Genomic DNA, 19295 nt, shown 5'->3' with positions numbered 1-19295 from the left:
TTCCCCAAAAATAGCAAATTTTATTCCGCTTTGCTAATTTCATTTACAGGTTCACCAAATTGTAATATATAACCGTTGTTGTCATAGATCGCGAACTCCCTCATTTCCCATTCAAAAGTCTCGATTTCATAGCAGATTTTTGCCTTTGTTTTCAGATTTTCCCAAAGCTCATCAACCTTTTCAACATTAAAATAAAATGAACCCGTAAAGCTGATTCCTTCAAACTTTTCGTGCTTATTAGGCTTTGACAGCATGATCTGAATATCATCTTTTTTCAAAGAAGCCCACTGCCAGTTGTCATTTCTTCCTAAAAGCGTAAAACCCAGAATATGAGTATAAAATCCGATGGTTTCATCTAAATTTTGGGTCCAGAGAACCGGCCGAAGGAAAGTATATTTTGACATAGCTCCTATTTTTCCAGATAAGGTTTCAGACTTTGGTTGATGATTCCGTTCCAGCCTTCTGCAAAGCTTTTTCTTGAAAAATTTTCACCTAAATCTTTCAGATTATCAATATTTTCATGAATTAAAGTGATGACAGTTCCGCCTTCCTGTTCTGTTAATTCCCAGGTTACGGTTGTTTTTTCTTCTGAAAATTCCGGATAAGACCATCTATGCTTAAACTTTTTATTCGGAATTATTTCCAGTACTTCTCCCTGATGATGGTACTTGTGGGCATCTCCCGGCTCATAAAAATTAAACTGTTTTCCGACTTCCAGCTCAAAATCAGGAATATCAAAATACCATGATTTCATTTCGCTTTTATCGGTCAATGCCTTCCAGACTTTTTCAATCGGAGCATTTACTTTGTACTGAACAATGATAGGAATACTCATTTAAAACAGATATTAGAAATTAGACGTTAGATATTAGGCTTACAATCAATAGGTTAATTTAAAAAAATATCTTTAAATAATTTTAATTACTTAATTAAAAATTTTATCCGTGTGTAAATCCTGTAATTTTTGCTTCATCAAAATCCAGCTGCATTTCGATGGTTCTCATGACATGATCGTCAAATATTTTCTCACGTTTCATGCGGTGAAGTTCGTTTCTCTGTGCCTGAATAACCTGTCTCAAAACGTCTTTATTTTCATTCATTGCCGTTACGTAATCCCCTGTAGAAGCCATACATTGGGCTTTGTCTGCCATCATCATCATTTCGTTTTCCAGCTTATGTTTCTGATGCTGAACGAGGCTGTTTGTTTTTGCCAATTCAGAAAAATCGGTTTCTAATTTCTGTAAAGCGGTTTCTTTTAATTTTCTCATTAAAATCACTTCCTGCTTTTCTTCAGGCAGCTCGCTTCCGGCATCACTTATTTTTAAAAATTTTAAAATCGGAGCTAAAAGCAATCCCTGGCCAACAAGTGTAATTAAAATGATGACAAAGGTTACAAATAAAATAATGTTACGATGCGGAAATGCCTCTCCATTCGGTAAAAATGCAGGAATAGACAATGCCGCCGCCAGTGAAACCACGCCTCTCATCGCTGCAAAACTGATGATAAACGGCTCACGCCAATCGGGTTTTGGGACCTTTAACCGTAATTCTTTTGAACAGAGTCGAGGGAAATACATCAGGGCGTAACTGTAGAGAATTCTTGTTCCGATAATGGCCCCGCCGATCACTACACTGTAAAAAATACCTTCTGAAATGGTATAATCTTTCATTGCAGCGACCACAATCGGCAATTCAAGACCGATAAGAATAAAAATGATCGTATTCATCAAAAATATCAGAACGCTCCAGACATTTCCCGACTGGATTCTTGAGGTATGGCTCAGATAGCAATGTGAATTATAAGACATCAGCAAACCTCCCGAAACAACCGCCAGAACACCGGAAAAATGAAAATGTTCCGCGCCGACGTACATAATATAAGGTATAATTAAGGTAATAATCGTATCAATATTTGAATTTGAAGGAATAATACGCAATAAAGCACCAAATAAAAGCCCTGAACCGACTCCCACTGCGATTCCGCCGATCGCCATTGTGAAAAAATCTTTCACCGCTTCTCCGAAAATAAATTGCCCGGAAATAACGGCTGCCAAAGCAAATTTAAATACAATTAAACTCGATGCATCGTTGATTAAACTTTCGCCTTCCAAAATACTTGTGATTTTTTTGGGAATTTTCATGTGCTTTAAAACAGAGGTTGCAGCTACAGCATCAGGCGGAGAATTTACTCCTCCCAGCAGAAATCCCATCGCAACCGTTAACCCAGGAATGATCGATGATGAAAGATAAGCAACGACAATTGAGGTTAAAAAAACCAATCCAAAAGCCATTGAAAAGATCTGTTTCCGCCATTTATGGAAATCCTGCCATGAGGTAAACCAGGCCGCTTCAAACAAGATCGGCGGAAGGAAAATCAGAAATACCAAGTCAGGTTCTATCTCAATATGGGGCATTCCGGGAATTAAGCTGATCAATAACCCTGCAATTACAAGGAATATCGGGTAAGCTACTTTCAACTTCTGCCCTATCATTACCAATATCATCACTGACAATAACACCGCGATTGATATTATGACATAATTGTGAATCATTTATTTATATTTTTTATTAAAGTTAATTTTTTAATTAATAATTTAAAGAACAATATTATTCTTTGGAGTAATCGCCGGCGGAAGATCGGTTTCATCAAGCATATCTCTCATATCAATCTCAATTGTCCGGCTGATTTGGGTGATCGGAACATCATTGGGGCTTCCTTCAAATGGATTGACAGAGGCTTCACCAACACTGTCCAGCGTATGGAAACACCAGGTCACCAACAGGGAAAACGGAATATTAAACCATATTGTAAAACCTTCGACAACGGTTCCGTCGCCCAGCTTATCAAACTCTTTTAATAATCCGAAAGGCACAAAAACAATAAATAACAACAAAAGATAAGACGTAATTGAAGAAAAATTTCTCGGATACGGAAAATTTTTAATTCTCTCGGCTTTTCCCTGATGATCGGTAAACTTTATCAATTGCTGATTGATCTGCGCCCACTGAAAATCATTAATTTCTCCTTTTTCATAAGCTTCGGACAATACTTTGCTCTGGCTTGCCATTAACTGCGTCGCTCTGTTCTTTTTACTGATAATATATTGAAGTTCGTTTCCTGAAAGGTAATTTTTCAATTCATTTTCAATCGTTGAATGTCTTTCCGGAATATCATATTTTCTGGAATATTCATCATATTGTGCCGTCTTCATATTTTCCCAGGCTCTCGATTCACGAAGCTGAAAACGAAGCGCGGTTAACCATGCATAATGACGCAGAAACATTTCCTTTACTCTGTCCGGATTTTTCGTCGAAAGCGAGTCTCTTAAAATATATCCGAAACTTCGGCTGTCATTAATAATTCCACCATAAATCTGTCTGGCTTCCCAAAGTCTGCTGTAGCTTGCATTGTTTTTAAACCCAACGATAAATGCCACTGCCGTTCCCATGATCGCAATCGGCTGCCACGGAAATGAAAGGAACTTCCATCCGCAATAATATAAAATTGTAGGAATGGTAGATAATACAGCCAGACAATAGATGCTTCTCCTTGTCCAGATAATAAATTCTAAGGCGCTAAATTTTTTCCCTGCATGCATGAGTGTTGTGATTTTTAAGTTTTTAAAATATTAAAAGTCAAATATCAATGAGTGAACTGTGAATTTTTACACTTTGATTACCAATGAAATGAATTGACAATTCACTTTTTAATCATTCTTCGTAAACGGAATATTGTTATAAAAGCCAATCTGCACTTGTCCGCGGTTTCTGTTTTCCTGAATCTGATTCATATAACCCGCTTCAATTCTCATATTTTTATTAATCACATATCCCAAAGCTCCGTAAACCCGGTTTCTGTCGAATGTCGGACTGTCAAAATTCAAAAAGATTTCATTATAAACAGATCCGTAAAAGGTTTTCGGCAACATTTCCTTATTATTGATCGGAATATTCAACCCTAAAAAATAACGGAATCTCATCCTGAAATCATCCTGTAAGAAACGCTCTTCCATTCTGTACCGATGCTGAAGATTGAAACGTCCGAATTTTTGTTTCGTAATATATTGCTGGAAAATCCGATGTTCTATATTTTCAGTTTTTTCGCCGTTTATGTAAGGTCGGCTTAAAATAAATCCGTAACCTAGTAATATATTGTTATTATTTTCCGTTAAATCATATCCAATTCCGGTACGGATCAACAACTGTTCTAAATCTCCGCCTGCATTGAAATTACGGTATTGGATTTCGTTATGTAAATTGAACTTTTTGCTGATTTTATTGTTTCCAAAATACATGTACCAGGCTCCTAAATCGCTTTTTTGGGCAAATGATGCTGTTGCTGCCAAACTAAAAACCATTACAGCTAATGATCTTACAATCTTCATAATTTATCTTTTTCTTTTTCAAATTTGGTTTAAAATAATTAATTCAATTTTCTTTTGTCTTAAAACAAAAGAAACAAAAGTTCAAGACTGGAAATTTTGACTAAAAATTAAAAATTACTCCTAAAATCCCAAAAACTCGCACGAATTTAACATTTCTTCTTTGGTTGAAAATTCGTCTCGTGCTCAGACAGTGGGAATTTTTTAACGGATTAATTTCTAATTTTCTTAACGTCAAAACTTCCTAGGTCGGTAAATTGAATCGTAAAATTCTTTAAAACAAACACTAAATTTTATTATTAAAATCTATCACATTTTAAAAAATGATTTCAATTATCAATAATAAGGAAAAAAAATATTTTACGAAAATTTATCTTTTTAGTTTAAAATAATCTTTCAGGTTATATCATTGAATTTTGTCTCACCAAACTTATTTTCTCAATTTAAAGTTTAAGCTGAAATACAAATAAAAATAAAACCGACAGAAATTCCGCCGGTTTACTTTGTATATAATCAAATATTTATGATTATGGATGTTGCTGCATTTTTGCAGGATCGTCATAATTTACCATCCAGTTGATCCCGAATTTATCTGTAAACATTCCGAAATAAGCACCCCAAAAGGTATCTGCCATTGGCATTGTCACTTGTCCGCCAGCGGAAAGCCCGTTGAATAATTTGTCTGCTTCGTCTTTAGATTCAGCATTGATAGAAATTGAGAAATTATTTCCTGCCTTAAAGTTAGCTGCTCCATCGCAACCCGCGTCACTTCCCATTAAAGTTGTTTCTTTAGAGATCGGCAGAGAAACGTGCATGATCTTGTCTTTGTCTTCTTCTTTTGCTTCCTGGCCTTCCATTGGAGGCATTTCCCCGAAAGTCCCGATGTAAGGATATTCGCCGCCGAAAACAGATTTGTAGAAATCGAATGCTTCTCTGCAGTTTCCATTGAATGTTAAATAAACGTTTACTGATGCCATAAATGTGTTCTTTTTTTAAATGTTAATTATAATTTAGTTTTTAAATTGAATTAAGGTTTTTCAGACATTTCTTTTAATCTGGAAAGCCCTTTTTGATAATCTTTTCCAATAGAATCTTCCATATTCATGAAAAGTTTCATAATGGTAAAAGGATAAGGAATTTGTGAAGTAAATCCCCAGGTTGCTTTACTGCCGTTTCCTTCCGGAACGACTGTCACAAAAGCATTGGCTTCACTTTCGTAGGGTGTTAAAAATTTGATTGCCGTATCAATTCTTTTGCCCGAATCATCAACTTTTTTCACTTCCTGACATCCTTTTCCTGCGGCATCAACTTTACTGTCCCAACACATTTTTTCGCCAGGTTTCCCAGTTGTTCCGGTCCAGTCTTTTTTCATTTTCGGATCAAGATCGTTCCACGGGCTCCATTGATCCATTAATTTTAAAGTATTGGTATTCTGCCAGACTTTTTTTACCGGAGCATTGATTGAAATTGATTTTTCATATTTAAAATCTCCCGAAATAAAAGCCGCTATAATCAGCCAAATGACTAACATTGCTGCAAGAAATAGTAAAACTCTTTTAAATATTTTCATCTTTTATGTTTTTTGCTTTAATTTTTATCTGTGTTGATCAATTAGGATCATATTTCCGTCAGGATCTTTTAAGAAGATATGTTCCGGGCCTGAAGTTGTTTCATCTGCTGTTTTCTCAAGCTCAACTCCATTTTCTTTCAGATGTTTCTGAATATCACGAACATCATCAAAGGATTCAAGATTTTGGGCATTTTGATCCCAGCCGGGGTTGAAGGTAAGCATATTTCCGTCAAACATCGCCTGAAAAAGCCCGATCAGATGATCGCCATTCTTCATAATAAGATAGTTTTGTTCTATCGCTCCACCCATCGAACTGAAGCCTAGCTTTTCATAAAAATCTTTAGACTTCTGAAGATCTTTTACACTTAAGCTAATTGAGAATGCGCCTAATTTCATATTTTTTTATTTACTGCTGATTTATACTGATTATTGATTTTTCAACCGGGTTTTAAGATCCAGAGTTCCGTCATAGCTTTTCCAATTTCCGATTAATTCTATGTATTGGGCTTCGATTTTCTCGGAAGTTTTATTCCATTTGAAGGTATAAATAAATTTACCTTTAAAAACCCCGGAATGCTTTCCTTTATTTTCTTCTGCAAACTCATATTCGCCGTAAACGGTTCCTTTTTTCTTTGAATCTTTGTATTTTGTGATGATAAAATTCCCTTCAAGCCGTGAATAGGTTTTATCAACCAGGGAATACCCGGAAACGAAATATTCCTGATCGTTTTTTTTATTCTGTTCAGAAATATTAATCTTCAGCTTAATTTCCTTTTTGTCATTTCCGATTGTTCCCGTGTAAGGTTTGCTGTTATTTTGCCAGACATTTGAAATATTCGGCATTTGTGCAAATATAAAATTGGAAACAAGAATAAGGAATAATAAAAGTTTTTTCATTGTGATTTTAATTTAATTATTTAAAAATGACTTTAGAAATATCGGTAGGCGAAAAATTTGCCCACCAGACATCAAAGTCCATTGTTTTGGAATAGTTGGTCCATTTCCCTTTAAACGTGAGCGTTGCATTAGTATCTTTTGTCATTAATTTTACCGTCTGAATTCTAAGCTTGCCTTTAAAAATCCCCGAATGCTCGCCAGAATCCAATTCTTTGAGGGTAAAATCTCCAAAAACAAGCATATCCTCCGGTAAATTTTTAACATTAAACGTTTGCGTAAAGATTATTTCCCCTGAAAATTTTGATTTATTTCCTTCCACATCAGAATATCCGGAAACAAAGTACTGTTCTTGCCTTTCAGGATTTTTGGCTGCCTTTTCGATTCTTAATTTAATAACAGTTTCCTGCGTAGAAATCGTCCCGTAAAAAGGTGTTTCTTTATTCATCAACAAATGGCTGAAATCTTCATTTTTCAACTGAAATCCATTTGACTGTCCAAAAGAAAATGAAAAGGCAAATATTAAAAATAACAGAATTTTTTTCATCACATCTTACACTCCAAATTGTGATAAATGATGGTTTAAATGTTTTGCAAACATATTATTCCATTCATGGGAATTTAATTTTCCGAAAGAAAAAGACTCTTTTCCATCAAAAGCTGCAGCGCCTAATTGTTGCGTTTTCTGAATAAATCCTATCAGTCTTTTCTTTTCTTCTTCAAAGTTTTTTCTTCCGTTAACTACAAATTGTGGTGCTGTCGGAGAATCCCTCGGATAAGCCTTTTCACCAACTACTTTAGGCTTAACAAATCTTTTCAGGATAAATTTTGCAATCGCTCCGGGTTTTTTATGTTTTTCAGGCTCATAAACCATTTCGTATGTTATGCAACAGTGTGCCAACATTTGATCAACAGTCATTTTGCCCCACAAACCGTGAGTATCTTCTACCAGTTTATTTATCCTATCAATGTAATTCTGAGCATCTTTTGCATCAAAAACGTTTTCCATAGTTTATTTAATTGTTAAAAAACAAATATATTAGTTTTTTCTGTCATTTTCTAATCTTGTTAAAAAAGATTTATTACACTGTAAATCAAAATATTACAACATTTCAATCAAATAAAAAGCTCCTTACAGAATTGCAAGGAGCTTTTTATGAGTGTAAAAACTAATTATTCTGAAATCTGAATATTTGAGCCTTTCGTATGCGCATTCATTTGTGGCGCGTAATAGTTTTGCATGGTGGTAATTCCGTTGGAGAATTTTCCGGATGCGTTGGCTATATAATCGTATTCAAAAACATATTTTCCTTTTGGCATCGATTCAATATAGAAATTTGTGGAAGCATCTTTTGTAGATTGATAATAGCCAAGATTATTTTTCCACTGATACCCGGAAAGTACATCTACAGGCTCAAATCCGGCTGCTCTCATGTCTTTTATATGAATAAATTCCATCGGGCGATCTGTGTTTAAAATCATTCTTACGGTGATTTTATCTCCAACTTTCAAAGGCGTTTCCGGTGAGATTTTCTGTAATTCTTCTCCGTTTACCGTTTTGATTTTTTTATACAATTCTTTTGAAATAGAAATATAATTTTCAGAAGATTTAATCTTGTCCAGATCTTCATAATATTGCCAGAACAATCCGCCCTGAACAATTCCCGGACCTGGTTTTGTAACGGTCACTGTTCCTAAATTTTTATCTAAAACATCAGTTTTTATAGTAGATTTTACATAGCCTGTCGCCTGAATCTGCGGTTGTAATTCTTTCCCACCCCAAACAATTGTTGCTTTGTCGCTTTCCGTGCTCGTCCATGATTTTCCTGAATTTAAAATCGTAAAAATCACTTCTGATGTTCCTCTTGAACTTCCCCAGGAATTGACTTCTTTTTGAGTAATCAACCAGATTTTCATGTCTTCAATGAATTTCTGGTCGTTTGGCTTCAACTTATTGAAAGCTTCCAAAGCACCTGCATGATTCACTACTTTTGAGCTGAACCAGCCCCAGTCGTCAAGATTTTGTTTCCAGTAAACGCCTTGATTTTTTGAATCTACAGAAGTTTCTTTTAAATAATTCATCAATTTATCTGAAGTATCTTTTAATCCGTAATCGTTCATCAATAAGGCCGCGCGATGCAAACCGAAGAAAGTAAAATCTGTTATTTTTGCCTTTTTCGCAGTTTGTTTGATTAATGCTTTTAATGCAGCCCCTTTTCCACTTAAAGGATATTGTTTTTCCCAATAATTTCGGGTGTCGAGATAATCTAATGTCCAGTTGTTCCAGACATTTTCTTTCTTCACATCAGAATATTTATTGATCTCATCATCTAAATATTTTACCAGATTGGCAACCAATTCTTTTTGTTCTGAAGCTTGATAATCCTTCACATTATCTTTCAGCCAGGAATTGATTTTTCCTAAGTTTTTCAAGATATACAATGAAGTTCCATAAGAGCTCGGATATCCTTGATACCAAGAGAAACCACCATCCGGATTTTGCAGCTTTTTGAAATCATCCCAATCCTGATTGATTGAATTTTTCATTGTATTGGCATCAAAAAGTAAGGCTAATTTCTGCATTTGCTCATCTTCATTTTTACTTTCTAAAACCCATGGCGTTTCTTCCAGTAATAATTGCTTCAATTCCTGATTTTTTTCAAGATTTGAATTTAATAATCCTTTGCTCTGATATTCTTCAAAAACAGTTTTAAGCTTCGGATTGGCTCTGAAAATTTCGGAAGCCAAAACATCCGCAAACCATTTATTGAAGATCACATCCGCTGAATTATTCTGATCATTTTTAAGGCTTGGAAGCGCAAACATGATTTCCCAAATCGGATTTGTTGTCAATTCCAATGTATTTGAAACATTTGAAATGGTTGTTGAGTTTGCATTTTTAAGATTTTCAAGCTCGAAAGTCTTTGTTTCGCCTTCTTTCACGAAAACCGGAACTGCATCCGTCACCAGCATTCTGTTTGGTAAAATTGCTACCGCTTTTTGCTCGCCATCAGAATATTGTCCGGCTTTTGCCACCACTTTTAAAATAATGGATGAAACATTATTCGGCACTTTCACCTTCCATGTCAATGCGGAATTTCCGTTTTCATTTAAATCAAAATTTTGCGTGCTTGCATTTAATCCGAATTTTGAGGAAATATCTTCATTGGTAAATGCATCCAATATTTGAAGATTCGCCGAACCGCTTAATTTTTTGCTCGTTAGATTCGATAATTTTGACTGAAGATTTAATTCATCTCCTTCTCTTAAAAATCTAGGATAATTAGGCGTTACAGAAAATTCTTTCTGCGTTACAACTTCTTTTTCCAATGTTGTTGCTCTCGCGTCTTTTGTATGAGCAAGGAACATTAATTTCCATTTGGTCAGGGCTTCGGGAGAGGTGAATTCAAAGTTGACATTTCCTTCAGCATCGGTTTTTAGATCCGGATAGAAAAAGGCTGTTTCGTTTAAATTTTGACGGACAGGGACTTTGTCTAGAGATTCTTTTGTACTTTCTAATGCCCCACTTATATCAACATCATAATATACCTTCGTTTCCTGCTCGGTTAATTGTCTTCCAGAGTTTGTAATGTCTATTGCTGCATCACTTACTCTTGCAGATCGCATTTTTGCAGCAGCCATTGGAGCAGGAGCCGCTTTTGGAACAGCAATTCCAGCTGCATATCCTTGTAAAGAATTTAGAATATTACCATCAAACCAATTGAATTGCGGCACTTCAACGTATGAGCCATTATTGTATTGTAATCTTTTCTGATAATATTTCTGTTCTAAAGTCTGTTGAATATTATATGAAGTTACGATCGAATATGGTGTGTATAATTTTCTCCAGTTAAAGCTATTTGCAGCAAATTGATCCAAAGACATATCATACATATTCGCCAAAACTTCAGCATTGATCTTTTCTTTATCACTTCCTAAAACTTTTACCAACCATTTTTCCTTAGAATTCGGTTCCAACTTATCTCTAAAAGTAACGGTTTCAATTTTTAAAGGCTGCTCGGTTTCTTTTATTTTTAAATTAACGGTTTGTGTCTGAACATCATTAAATGCAACAACCTGAAACTGAACATTTACATTTGAGACACTTTTATCTTTTGGAATATCAACTGTATATTCTAAAATCCCATTTTTAAATGCCCGAGTTTCAGAAACAGTTTTTCCTGAACCATCCTGCACGAAAATATTCGATAAAGCATCAGGAATCGCAGAATAAACATAAATTTTTGCTTTTTCTCCTCTTGAAAATTCATTTTTAGGTTCAAGAACATTTAAAAATATTTTTTGAGACGGTTTTAATGAATTTTTATCCCAAACACTGAAATTCTGTGAAGATTTTATCGTGTCTTTTCCTTCAATATTATATAATTCCAGCTGATAATTTCCGGCTTCTAATTTTCCTAAATCAAGAGATTCTTCACTTCGCGTAGCTCCATTCAGAATGACAGAAGATGCTTTCCAGTTTTTAATATCATCATTTTTATCAAAGAAATCATGGGGAAACTTGCTGATAAATTCCTCTTTTGAGTATTTTGGTAAATCCTGAACTTCAGATTTAAAATTATCCCTGAAAATCCTGTCCGGAGCCTGCAGTTTTGATAATTTAACCTGATACGATTTCTTTAGATTCTGATCATTATAGTTTTTAGTTTCAACTTTCAGCTTTACATTTTCATCGGCAAAAACATTTTTTATTTCATCCGCTTTGATGTAATGAGAAACCGAAGAAACTTTTAACTCGGTATCTGCAGACTGTGTTTCACCATTAATATCTGTGACTGAAGCATTTATCTCGTAATTATCAATTTGGATTCCGTCTAGTTTTTCATCTTTTTCAAGGTTTAAACGAATGACAAATTCACCTTTTTCATTGGTTTTTGCTTCCCCTAAGATTGAATTTTCATTGTCATCACCTTGCGGATACCACCAGAAATATTTCCAACGGATATTATGTTTTTTAATTTCATAATTCACTGTTGTATTGCTCAAAGCTACTCCGGAAAACATGGTCGCTTTCCCTTTCAGCTCAATGGTCTGCCCATATTTGTATTCGTCTTTTACGGGATCAAAACTCACTTCAAATTTTGGCCTTTTATATTCTTCAACCCTTATATCTTTATAACCGTTTGTATCACCGTCGGTTTTTATATAAAATACGCCGTTCAGTTTTCCCTTTGGAAGAATAAAGCTTCCGTGATAAGAACCAAATTCGTTTGTGGTAAAGCTTTGAGCAGTAATATCTTGTCCATTCGCATCCTGCAGCATTACTTTTTGTTTTAAACCTGAAGCTACAGATTCAATTTCTTTATCGATTTTAGTATTAATTACTTTAAAATAAACAGTCTGTCCGGGCCTGTAAATCGCTCTGTCTGTAAAGATTTGAGCTTGGGTACGAGGTTGTTTATTAGGATTATAACTTTCGGAATATCTATCATTTCCATACACCTGCATCATTTGAAAATCATTGGATTTTGGCTGTTGGATTAAGAAAGTTCTGTAATAATCATTGCCCGTTGTAGATGGAAATTTAAAAACTCCCTGAGCATTTGTTTTGCCCTCAATTTTATTTAAAGGTTTGTTGGAAATAAATTCATAAAATGTAAGATTTTCATTAATGAGTGGCTTTCCATTCTCGCTGTTCACTAACTTTAATTCGTTAGAAAGCTGATTTCTATCTGTTTTATTTTGATAAATAATTTTATTATCGGAAACTAAAAAATAAAAGCTCTGCCTTGAATCATTATCTTTTGAATCTGAGCCTGCAACAATATATTCTGCAACATAAGCTCCTGACTGCAGAGGCTTTATCTCTAAAGAAGTGGTGTGCGGCTGATAATCTTTGGGATCAGCCAATTGGTATGTTTCTTTTCTTACAAGATTTTTTTTGATTGTACTAAATGTATTGCCATAAGGGTTTTGCGCGTATTTCAACAGTGAGGTATAATCTTCTTTTACCTCATAGATATTAATTGAAAATTCAGAAACATTTTTGTATTCTGCAACAAGATGAATCGGCAAATTGCTTTGGGTCTGCTCCTCATATTTAATCGCCAGAGAAGGATTAACAATCTGATTTTCCCTGTTTTTAATATTTTCGATGAAAGGAGATTTTGGATATTGGCTTTTTGCCTGAGCAGCCACTTCCAAAGCTTCTTTTGATTTCTTTTTCTCAACAAGCTCATTCACGATCTCTTCCATGATCAAAACCTTATAATCACCTTCTACATTGGATTTTACCAGATTCTGGAGTTGCTGTAGCTTGTCTTTGCATTGATTAAAATTACAATTTTCCAATAATTTCTGATGCATGAAATACAGCTTAGAATTCCCCGTGTTTGCGGCAATTAATTCATCAAAAACAGTGTTGATCTGAGCTCTGTTTTCAGTCAGTTCATTTTTTGTAAAAAGCCCGTTATCAGATAAGAAATTCACTTTTTTCAATGAATACCAATCCAGCAAGGTCGGGAAATACGCAACATCTTTTGTATTAGAAAAAATATCTTTATATTTTGCAAAAGAGATCTTTTTCAGTTCCAGTTTCTGCTGATCTAATTCTTTAAAACTTTTAGTCAGATAATTTTTAAAATCGAGTTTGCTCCAGGTTTCAATTTGTGAAATATCCTGGGAATTCATATTCGTTCTGGCGTCCACTTTCCATGAATTCTGGTTATAATAGTCTAAGAAAAAACCTTTTAAAAGCACCTGATAAACCAGCTTTTCTTCGCCTTTAAGCTTAGTGTCCGCATTTTGAAGCTTTGTAAAAAACTGTGATGCTGTATTATTTTGATCGTCATCTTCAGTTTGATTGACAACACTAAATTCAGCTTTCAGCGACCGGATGAGCTGCAAGGTATTATTTTCTTTCATGGCGTGATTTTGTATGTCCAAAATAATGGGAAGATTAGATTTGTAAGCTCCATTTTTGCTGTTTTCGGAGATTTTCTTCCATTGATCATCATAATATTTCTGACCAAAAAGTCCTGAAAAGCTCAACATAAAAAAAGTGAGCGTCAAAACTTTGTAAAATCTTTTCATAAGTGTTATTTTTGTATAAATGAATTCCTTAAAAGTACTCAAAAAATCCGTAATAGACAGTCAGTTTTATGTATCCTTAACCGGGACTCTTTTTGCAGTATTTTTCATGCTAGAGCAAAACACATTCCGTTTTCCTTCCATGTTTTTGATTTTCATCACTTATTTCAGTGGCTATCTTTATACAAAATACCAAAAAACAAAACATTTTTATAAAATTTTACTATTAAATATCATAACCGGAGTAATTTGTGCATTATTGATTATTCATAATCATAACGAAATAAGGCTTTTAAAATGGACAATCATTGTTATTTTAGGATTACTTTACAATAGTTTTTTTCTTGAGGTTTACATCCGGAAAATCCCTTTATTGAAGGTGTTTTATGTAGGTTTGGTCTGGGCTTTGGTTAATTGTTGGCTTACATTACCGGAATTTGATCTTTCTATATTTCTGATCAGCTTCTTTTACGTTACAGCCTTGGTTTTGCCATTTGACATTCGGGATATGAAGGTTGATACTGTAAAAACTTTTCCCCTTCTCATTGGTGTTCAGAATACAAAATATCTTGCCTATCTGATGGTTTTTATAAGCTGTATTTTAGCTATATTTTACTTAAATTCGGCCGGCGCAATTGCTTTTTTTCTTTCAAGTATAATTACTTTTATCTTAATTTATTTCGCTGAAAACAAAAGAAATGAAGCCTATTTTTCATTCTGGATAGAAAGCTGTAGCGCTGCTCCCTTTGGCTTTTTGATAATTTACCATTTATTTTCTAATTTATCTTAAAAGATTTATCTTTACTAAAAATATAATGTGATGGCAGATTTAGAAATCTTGAGAAGCAGATTGGTAGAGAAAATATTCAGCACAAAGAATTCTTCTCTTTTGGAAGCAATTGATAAAATCTTTTCGTCAACTGAAAAAGAGGAATCCGAAATTGAATTATCAGAATCACATTTAAAAATATTGAAGATTGCAGAAGAAGACATTAAATATGGAAGAGTAATGACAGAGGATGAATTGGACAAATTAGATGAAGAATGGATGAAGTAAAAGTGATTTGGACCCATATTGCTGTCAGACAAAGAAATTTGATTTTTGACTACTGGAATAACAGAAATAAAAGCACCGCTTATTCAAAGAAATTAAAATTGCTCCTTAAACAAAAAACCAATATAATTAAAGAACATTCTGATATTGGAAAACATATTAAACACTCAAGCTTAAGAGTTCTATTTTTTAGTAATTACAGTATTATATACACCAAAGATATAGGTCACATTTATATTATGGGATTTTGGGATAATCGCCAGAATCCTCGAAAATTACACGATTTACTGGGATTATGATTATTAAGAAACTTTCTTTACTCAACTTCAAAAACCATTCAGAGAAAAAATTTGATTTTTCACCACAGATCAACTGTTTTGTGGGAAACAACGGTGTAGGAAAAACCAACATTTTAGATGCCCTTCATTATCTTTCTGTCGGGAAAGGTTTTTTGGGAAATACAGATCTTAATAACATCAGAAACGAAGAAGATTTTTTTGCCATAGAAGCTGAAATTCAGAACGATGATAGCGAAGACATCATTAAAATTCTTCAACCTAAAGAAGCCAAAAAAGTCATCAAAAAGAATGATAAAACCTACGACAGAATGGCAGATCATATCGGATATCTGCCGAGTGTGATGATTTCTCCGTATGATTCAAATTTAATTTCAGATTCCGGGGAAAGCAGAAGAAAATTTCTGGATTCTATGATTTCCCAAACAGATTCCGAATATCTTTTTGACTTAATTCAGTATCAAAAAACGATTCAGCAAAGAAATGCATTGTTAAAATATTTCGCCAAAAACAGAACCTGGGATAAAGATTCGTTGGATATTTATAATGATCCTATTACAAAATTCGGGACTAAAATTTTCAGGAAAAGGAAAGAATTTGTGCAGCAGCTAAATCCGATTGTGCAAAATTTTTATGAAATAATTTCCGGTGGAAAAGAAACAGTTTCAGTGATTTACGAATCTCATTTACTTGACAATCCTTTTGACAATTTATTAAAAGAAAGCCTTGAAAGAGACCGAATGCTAACCTACACCTCAAAAGGAATCCACAAAGACGACCTTCTTTTTGAAATGGATTCCATTTTAATTAAAAAAATCGGTTCACAAGGACAGCAAAAATCATTTCTTATTTCTTTAAAATTAGCTCAAATGAATCTTATTAAAGAATTAACGAACAAAACTCCGATTCTTTTATTAGATGATATTTTTGATAAATTGGATGATCACCGTGTTTCTCAGCTGATTGAATTGGTAAATCAGGAAAATTTCGGACAGATATTTATTACTGATACCCATAGGGAACGTACAGAAAACGTTGTGAAAAAAATTAATGAGGAGAGCATAATTTTTGAAATTTAATATGAAAAATAAAAAACGTGAATTTCAATCTTCCGAACTTGTAAAATCTTTTGCAAGGATTCATGGTTTTGAAGATAAGTTGGTAGCATTCGAGATTAAAGATTTTCTTGAAGAATATCTTGATGAAAGCCTTTTTAATGAAATAAAAAGTGTGGATCTTAAAGATAAAATTATCATTATTAAAATCAATTCTCCTTTACTGAAAAATGACTTTAAAATGCGAAAAAGCTTTTATTTGAAAAAATTCCAGGACAGATTTGGTGAAGGAAAATTTAATGATCTTCAGATTTTGTAGGCATTGTATTCTGCACCAGATCACTTGATTTCTTGTCTAAATTTGAACGAATCGGTAAGAAAAATTTTAATGGATGAGTAATAAAGTATTTAAAAATTTCTCTATAAATCTGTTTTACTTCACCAAAATTCATCTTTCTAGATCTAAATGCCAAAAACATTGATAACGAGAAACTTACCAGAAAATTAAAGAAGCCAATGATAAAAACAGTGATAAAAGAAATCCAGAAAGTATAGGAATCAACAGAAAAATCCTTCCCATACAAACCAAGCGCAAAATTCCCTGCAGCAAAGGTAATGTGGCGAATATCCAGGTCTAAACCGAAAAATAAGCCAACCGGCGCAGTCGCTCCCAAGAATACCCCAAACCAGAAATTCGAAACAATTCCCGCCCAGTTTTTTGCATAATATCTGGAAAGTCTTTTAGCAAATTTAGCTCCCAAAAACTTCCTGATAGAAAGGTTTTTAGCAATCCTTTCGGGAATTTGATAAAATACAGAATTGTTGCTGATATTTCCGGAAATAATTCCTGAGATAAAAAGATAAAATCCCGCAATACTCGCATGCAGAATTGCTTTGGATTTAAATGGATCAAGATCTTTAAGCAGTTTATCCGATTTGTCAATCGCTAAATTTTGTGAGAAAAAGACATCCAGACCATAAATTATTAACAGCGCAATCGGAAAAGACAGCAAAACATTTCCGACAAATGCAATAAACTGGCTTCGGAAAAGCTTTGAAACCAAATCGGCAAATTCAATATTATTTCTCTTGCTGTTTCCCTGTTCCGCAAGCACTTTGGTCATTGTTGCAGCCGTCATTGCAGGTTGTTTTGTCGCCAAGGTAAAGCCCATCAAATAAATCATTACAAATCCCATCGCATAATTCAGTGAATACAAAAATGCATGGAAAAAATCACTTCCGGGCATAAAGCCGTACAGCATTTTCAGCACGCACAATGCACCGACAATTATCCCGCCACCACTCGCTTTATAGAACATTTTCATGTACTCTTTTTTATTGGAAGTGATGTAATGGCTTCCAGTTTCTGCGGTATGATTCGTGATTAGATGAGAAATTAATCTTGTACTGTCATTGATAAGCTCGGAAATATTATTTTTATGAGATTTATAACTTAATACATTAAAAATCAGTTGTTTAGATTTAACAATTACTTCTTCTTCGTTATCAATAATAAGTAATTGTACAATTTCGTAAATTCTTTGGGTTTGTTGGCGAATTTTGAGCAAAGACTGATTAATTTTCCCTGAAATACCATATTTTGAGGAATTTTTAAAGGCAATATTTACAAATTCCTGACAATGCTCAATATAAATTTTAATTTGCTTGTATCGGCTGTCTTTAGAATGCAGCTGAATATTCGGATCATTATTAAAATCAATGGTCAAAGCTTCTAATTCGTTTTGAAGGGCCAAAAACGGATTATCAAAATTCCTGTATTGCGGCGCCATCCTCACGACGTCAACTTCCATTGCCATACCGGTAACTCTCCAGGAAAGGATATTCATTGAAAAGATCATTTCTTTCTTTACATTTGGCTTTTTGATGAAATCTTTAACCCCTAAAATGCTCAGAATTTCATCAATTTCATTTTCGGGAAGATTGTGGAGATAGGTAAGATCATGCTTAGGTCTCAGACTGATGTTGTCAATCATGTACCACACTGTTTTTTCGTTCTCAACAGGGGGTAAAACTTTATTCAGGATTCTTTTTTTAAGTTCAGGAAAAAAGGCATTTTCCGATAAAATATTCGCTTCCGTTAAAGATAGATTGAATGGTCTTCCTTCAAAAATGTTATGAATGTAATATTTAAAATTATCTGCAAATTCTGGATTTAACTTAAAAAAATTAATAACATCCGTAAAATCTGCTTTTTTTATACTCTCAAGAAACTCTGCAAAAGGCTCCAGAGAAAGGGTTTCGTTCTTAAATGAGAAGTATTTTTTAAGAACGGATTCAAAATTTTTAGTGCTGGAAGTGAGAAATTTCATTAGTACAAAGATACTATTTCAAACTCACATTCCTCATTTGTCTCATGATCCAGTTATGTTTTTTTCTTAAATATGATGAAGGGTTTTTTGGATCATATTTCTTCGGATTCGGCAATACGGCAGCGATCCAGGCTGCCTCAGAGGTATTTAAGTCTTTCGAAGACTTTCCGAAATAATATTGAGCGGCGGCTTCCACACCGAAAACTCCACGTCCCATTTCGATAGAATTGAGATATCTTTCAAGGATAATATCTTTGGTCCAGACTTTTTCTATAATAAAGGTATAAACAGCCTCCAAGCCCTTTCTGAGCCAACTTCTGCCTTGCCAGAGAAAAATATTTTTTGCGGTCTGTTGAGAAATTGTACTGCCGCCTCTTATTTTTTTACCTTTTTCATTGTGTTTCATCGCCTTTTCAATCGCTGTATAATCGAAACCATCATGAATAAAGAATTTTTGATCTTCCGAGGCGATTACTGCTTTTTTCACATTATTTCCCATTTCGTCATAAGAAATATAATCTCTGCTCAGCTTTCCGTATTCGAAAAGTCCGCTGATCTGAGTGATCGTAATTGGCGGATTAAAAAATCGTCCCCAAATGATAAATACAACATTCAGAATCAGGATGATGAAAACTATTTGTTTAATTCTTTTCCACATAAGTTT

Annotated in this window: 19 protein-coding genes; 5 read left to right on the top strand and 14 right to left on the bottom strand. The window is 34.0% G+C overall.

Annotated elements, in window-relative coordinates; all coding sequences use genetic code 11:
• Positions 1–20: 20 nt before the first annotated feature.
• The 12 genes from BLT04_RS15105 to BLT04_RS15050 form a co-directional block, all read right to left on the bottom strand.
• Positions 21–404 (bottom strand): VOC family protein, encoded by a 384-nt coding sequence (locus BLT04_RS15105; protein ID WP_089756622.1) that lies wholly within the window; start codon positions 402–404, stop codon positions 21–23.
• Positions 405–409: 5 nt separating this feature from the next.
• A complete protein-coding gene (locus BLT04_RS15100; protein WP_089756621.1) occupies positions 410–835 on the bottom strand; it encodes an SRPBCC family protein in 426 nt (141 codons plus the stop codon).
• Between the two features lie 103 nt (positions 836–938).
• The gene (locus BLT04_RS15095) at positions 939–2552 is read right to left on the bottom strand and encodes a Na+/H+ antiporter (protein WP_089756620.1); all 1614 of its coding nucleotides are present in this window, start codon (positions 2550–2552) and stop codon (positions 939–941) included.
• A 42-nt stretch (positions 2553–2594) separates the two neighbouring features.
• Positions 2595–3599, bottom strand: a complete 1005-nt coding sequence (locus tag BLT04_RS15090) for a bestrophin family protein (protein ID WP_089756619.1) — start codon at positions 3597–3599, stop codon at positions 2595–2597.
• Positions 3600–3707: 108 nt separating this feature from the next.
• The gene (locus BLT04_RS15085; RefSeq protein WP_089756618.1) at positions 3708–4385 is read right to left on the bottom strand and encodes a DUF2490 domain-containing protein; all 678 of its coding nucleotides are present in this window, start codon (positions 4383–4385) and stop codon (positions 3708–3710) included.
• A 524-nt stretch (positions 4386–4909) separates the two neighbouring features.
• Entirely contained in the window at positions 4910–5359 is a 450-nt protein-coding gene (locus BLT04_RS15080) for a VOC family protein (RefSeq protein WP_089756617.1), read from the bottom strand.
• A gap of 50 nt (positions 5360–5409) precedes the next feature.
• Positions 5410–5952, bottom strand: coding sequence for an SRPBCC family protein (locus tag BLT04_RS15075; protein WP_089756616.1), 543 nt, complete (start codon positions 5950–5952; stop codon positions 5410–5412).
• Positions 5953–5976: 24 nt separating this feature from the next.
• On the bottom strand, positions 5977–6348 hold the full coding sequence (locus BLT04_RS15070; RefSeq protein WP_089756615.1) for a VOC family protein: 372 nt from the start codon (positions 6346–6348) through the stop codon (positions 5977–5979).
• Positions 6349–6378: 30 nt separating this feature from the next.
• Positions 6379–6849: a hypothetical protein gene (locus tag BLT04_RS15065; protein WP_089756614.1), complete on the bottom strand. Its 471-nt coding sequence runs from the start codon at positions 6847–6849 to the stop codon at positions 6379–6381.
• Between the two features lie 16 nt (positions 6850–6865).
• The gene (locus BLT04_RS15060) at positions 6866–7324 is read right to left on the bottom strand and encodes a hypothetical protein (protein ID WP_139166261.1); all 459 of its coding nucleotides are present in this window, start codon (positions 7322–7324) and stop codon (positions 6866–6868) included.
• Between the two features lie 75 nt (positions 7325–7399).
• Positions 7400–7855, bottom strand: a complete 456-nt coding sequence (locus BLT04_RS15055; protein WP_089756612.1) for a DUF1569 domain-containing protein — start codon at positions 7853–7855, stop codon at positions 7400–7402.
• A gap of 164 nt (positions 7856–8019) precedes the next feature.
• Positions 8020–13899, bottom strand: coding sequence for an alpha-2-macroglobulin family protein (locus BLT04_RS15050; protein ID WP_089756611.1), 5880 nt, complete (start codon positions 13897–13899; stop codon positions 8020–8022).
• Between the two features lie 19 nt (positions 13900–13918).
• On the opposite strand from BLT04_RS15050, the gene BLT04_RS15045 reads away from it, so the two are divergent.
• The 5 genes from BLT04_RS15045 to BLT04_RS15025 are packed head-to-tail and all read left to right on the top strand — an operon-like array spanning position 13919 to position 16620.
• On the top strand, positions 13919–14686 hold the full coding sequence (locus BLT04_RS15045; RefSeq protein WP_089756610.1) for a UbiA prenyltransferase family protein: 768 nt from the start codon (positions 13919–13921) through the stop codon (positions 14684–14686).
• A gap of 30 nt (positions 14687–14716) precedes the next feature.
• Complete coding sequence (locus BLT04_RS15040) at positions 14717–14953, top strand: hypothetical protein (protein WP_089756609.1); 237 nt, start codon at positions 14717–14719, stop codon at positions 14951–14953.
• On the top strand, positions 14941–15249 hold the full coding sequence (locus BLT04_RS15035) for a type II toxin-antitoxin system RelE/ParE family toxin (protein ID WP_089756608.1): 309 nt from the start codon (positions 14941–14943) through the stop codon (positions 15247–15249). Before BLT04_RS15040 ends, BLT04_RS15035 begins: the two co-directional genes overlap by 13 nt.
• A complete protein-coding gene (gene recF, locus BLT04_RS15030; RefSeq protein WP_089756607.1) occupies positions 15246–16325 on the top strand; it encodes a DNA replication/repair protein RecF in 1080 nt (359 codons plus the stop codon). The genes BLT04_RS15035 and recF overlap by 4 nt, the downstream gene beginning before the upstream one ends.
• A 1-nt stretch (position 16326) precedes the next feature.
• On the top strand, positions 16327–16620 hold the full coding sequence (locus BLT04_RS15025; RefSeq protein ID WP_089756606.1) for a hypothetical protein: 294 nt from the start codon (positions 16327–16329) through the stop codon (positions 16618–16620).
• On the opposite strand, the gene BLT04_RS15020 is transcribed toward BLT04_RS15025, so the two are convergent.
• A complete protein-coding gene (locus BLT04_RS15020) occupies positions 16598–18631 on the bottom strand; it encodes a recombinase (RefSeq protein ID WP_089756605.1) in 2034 nt (677 codons plus the stop codon). The genes BLT04_RS15025 and BLT04_RS15020 overlap by 23 nt on opposite strands.
• 13 nt (positions 18632–18644) lie before the next feature.
• On the bottom strand, positions 18645–19289 hold the full coding sequence (mtgA, locus tag BLT04_RS15015) for a monofunctional biosynthetic peptidoglycan transglycosylase (RefSeq protein WP_089756604.1): 645 nt from the start codon (positions 19287–19289) through the stop codon (positions 18645–18647).
• Between the last annotated feature and the right edge of the window lie 6 nt (positions 19290–19295).

Source organism: Chryseobacterium soldanellicola, assembly GCF_900100115.1.
Taxonomy (GTDB): domain Bacteria; phylum Bacteroidota; class Bacteroidia; order Flavobacteriales; family Weeksellaceae; genus Chryseobacterium; species Chryseobacterium soldanellicola.
This window is presented reverse-complemented; position numbering and strand designations above follow the sequence as displayed.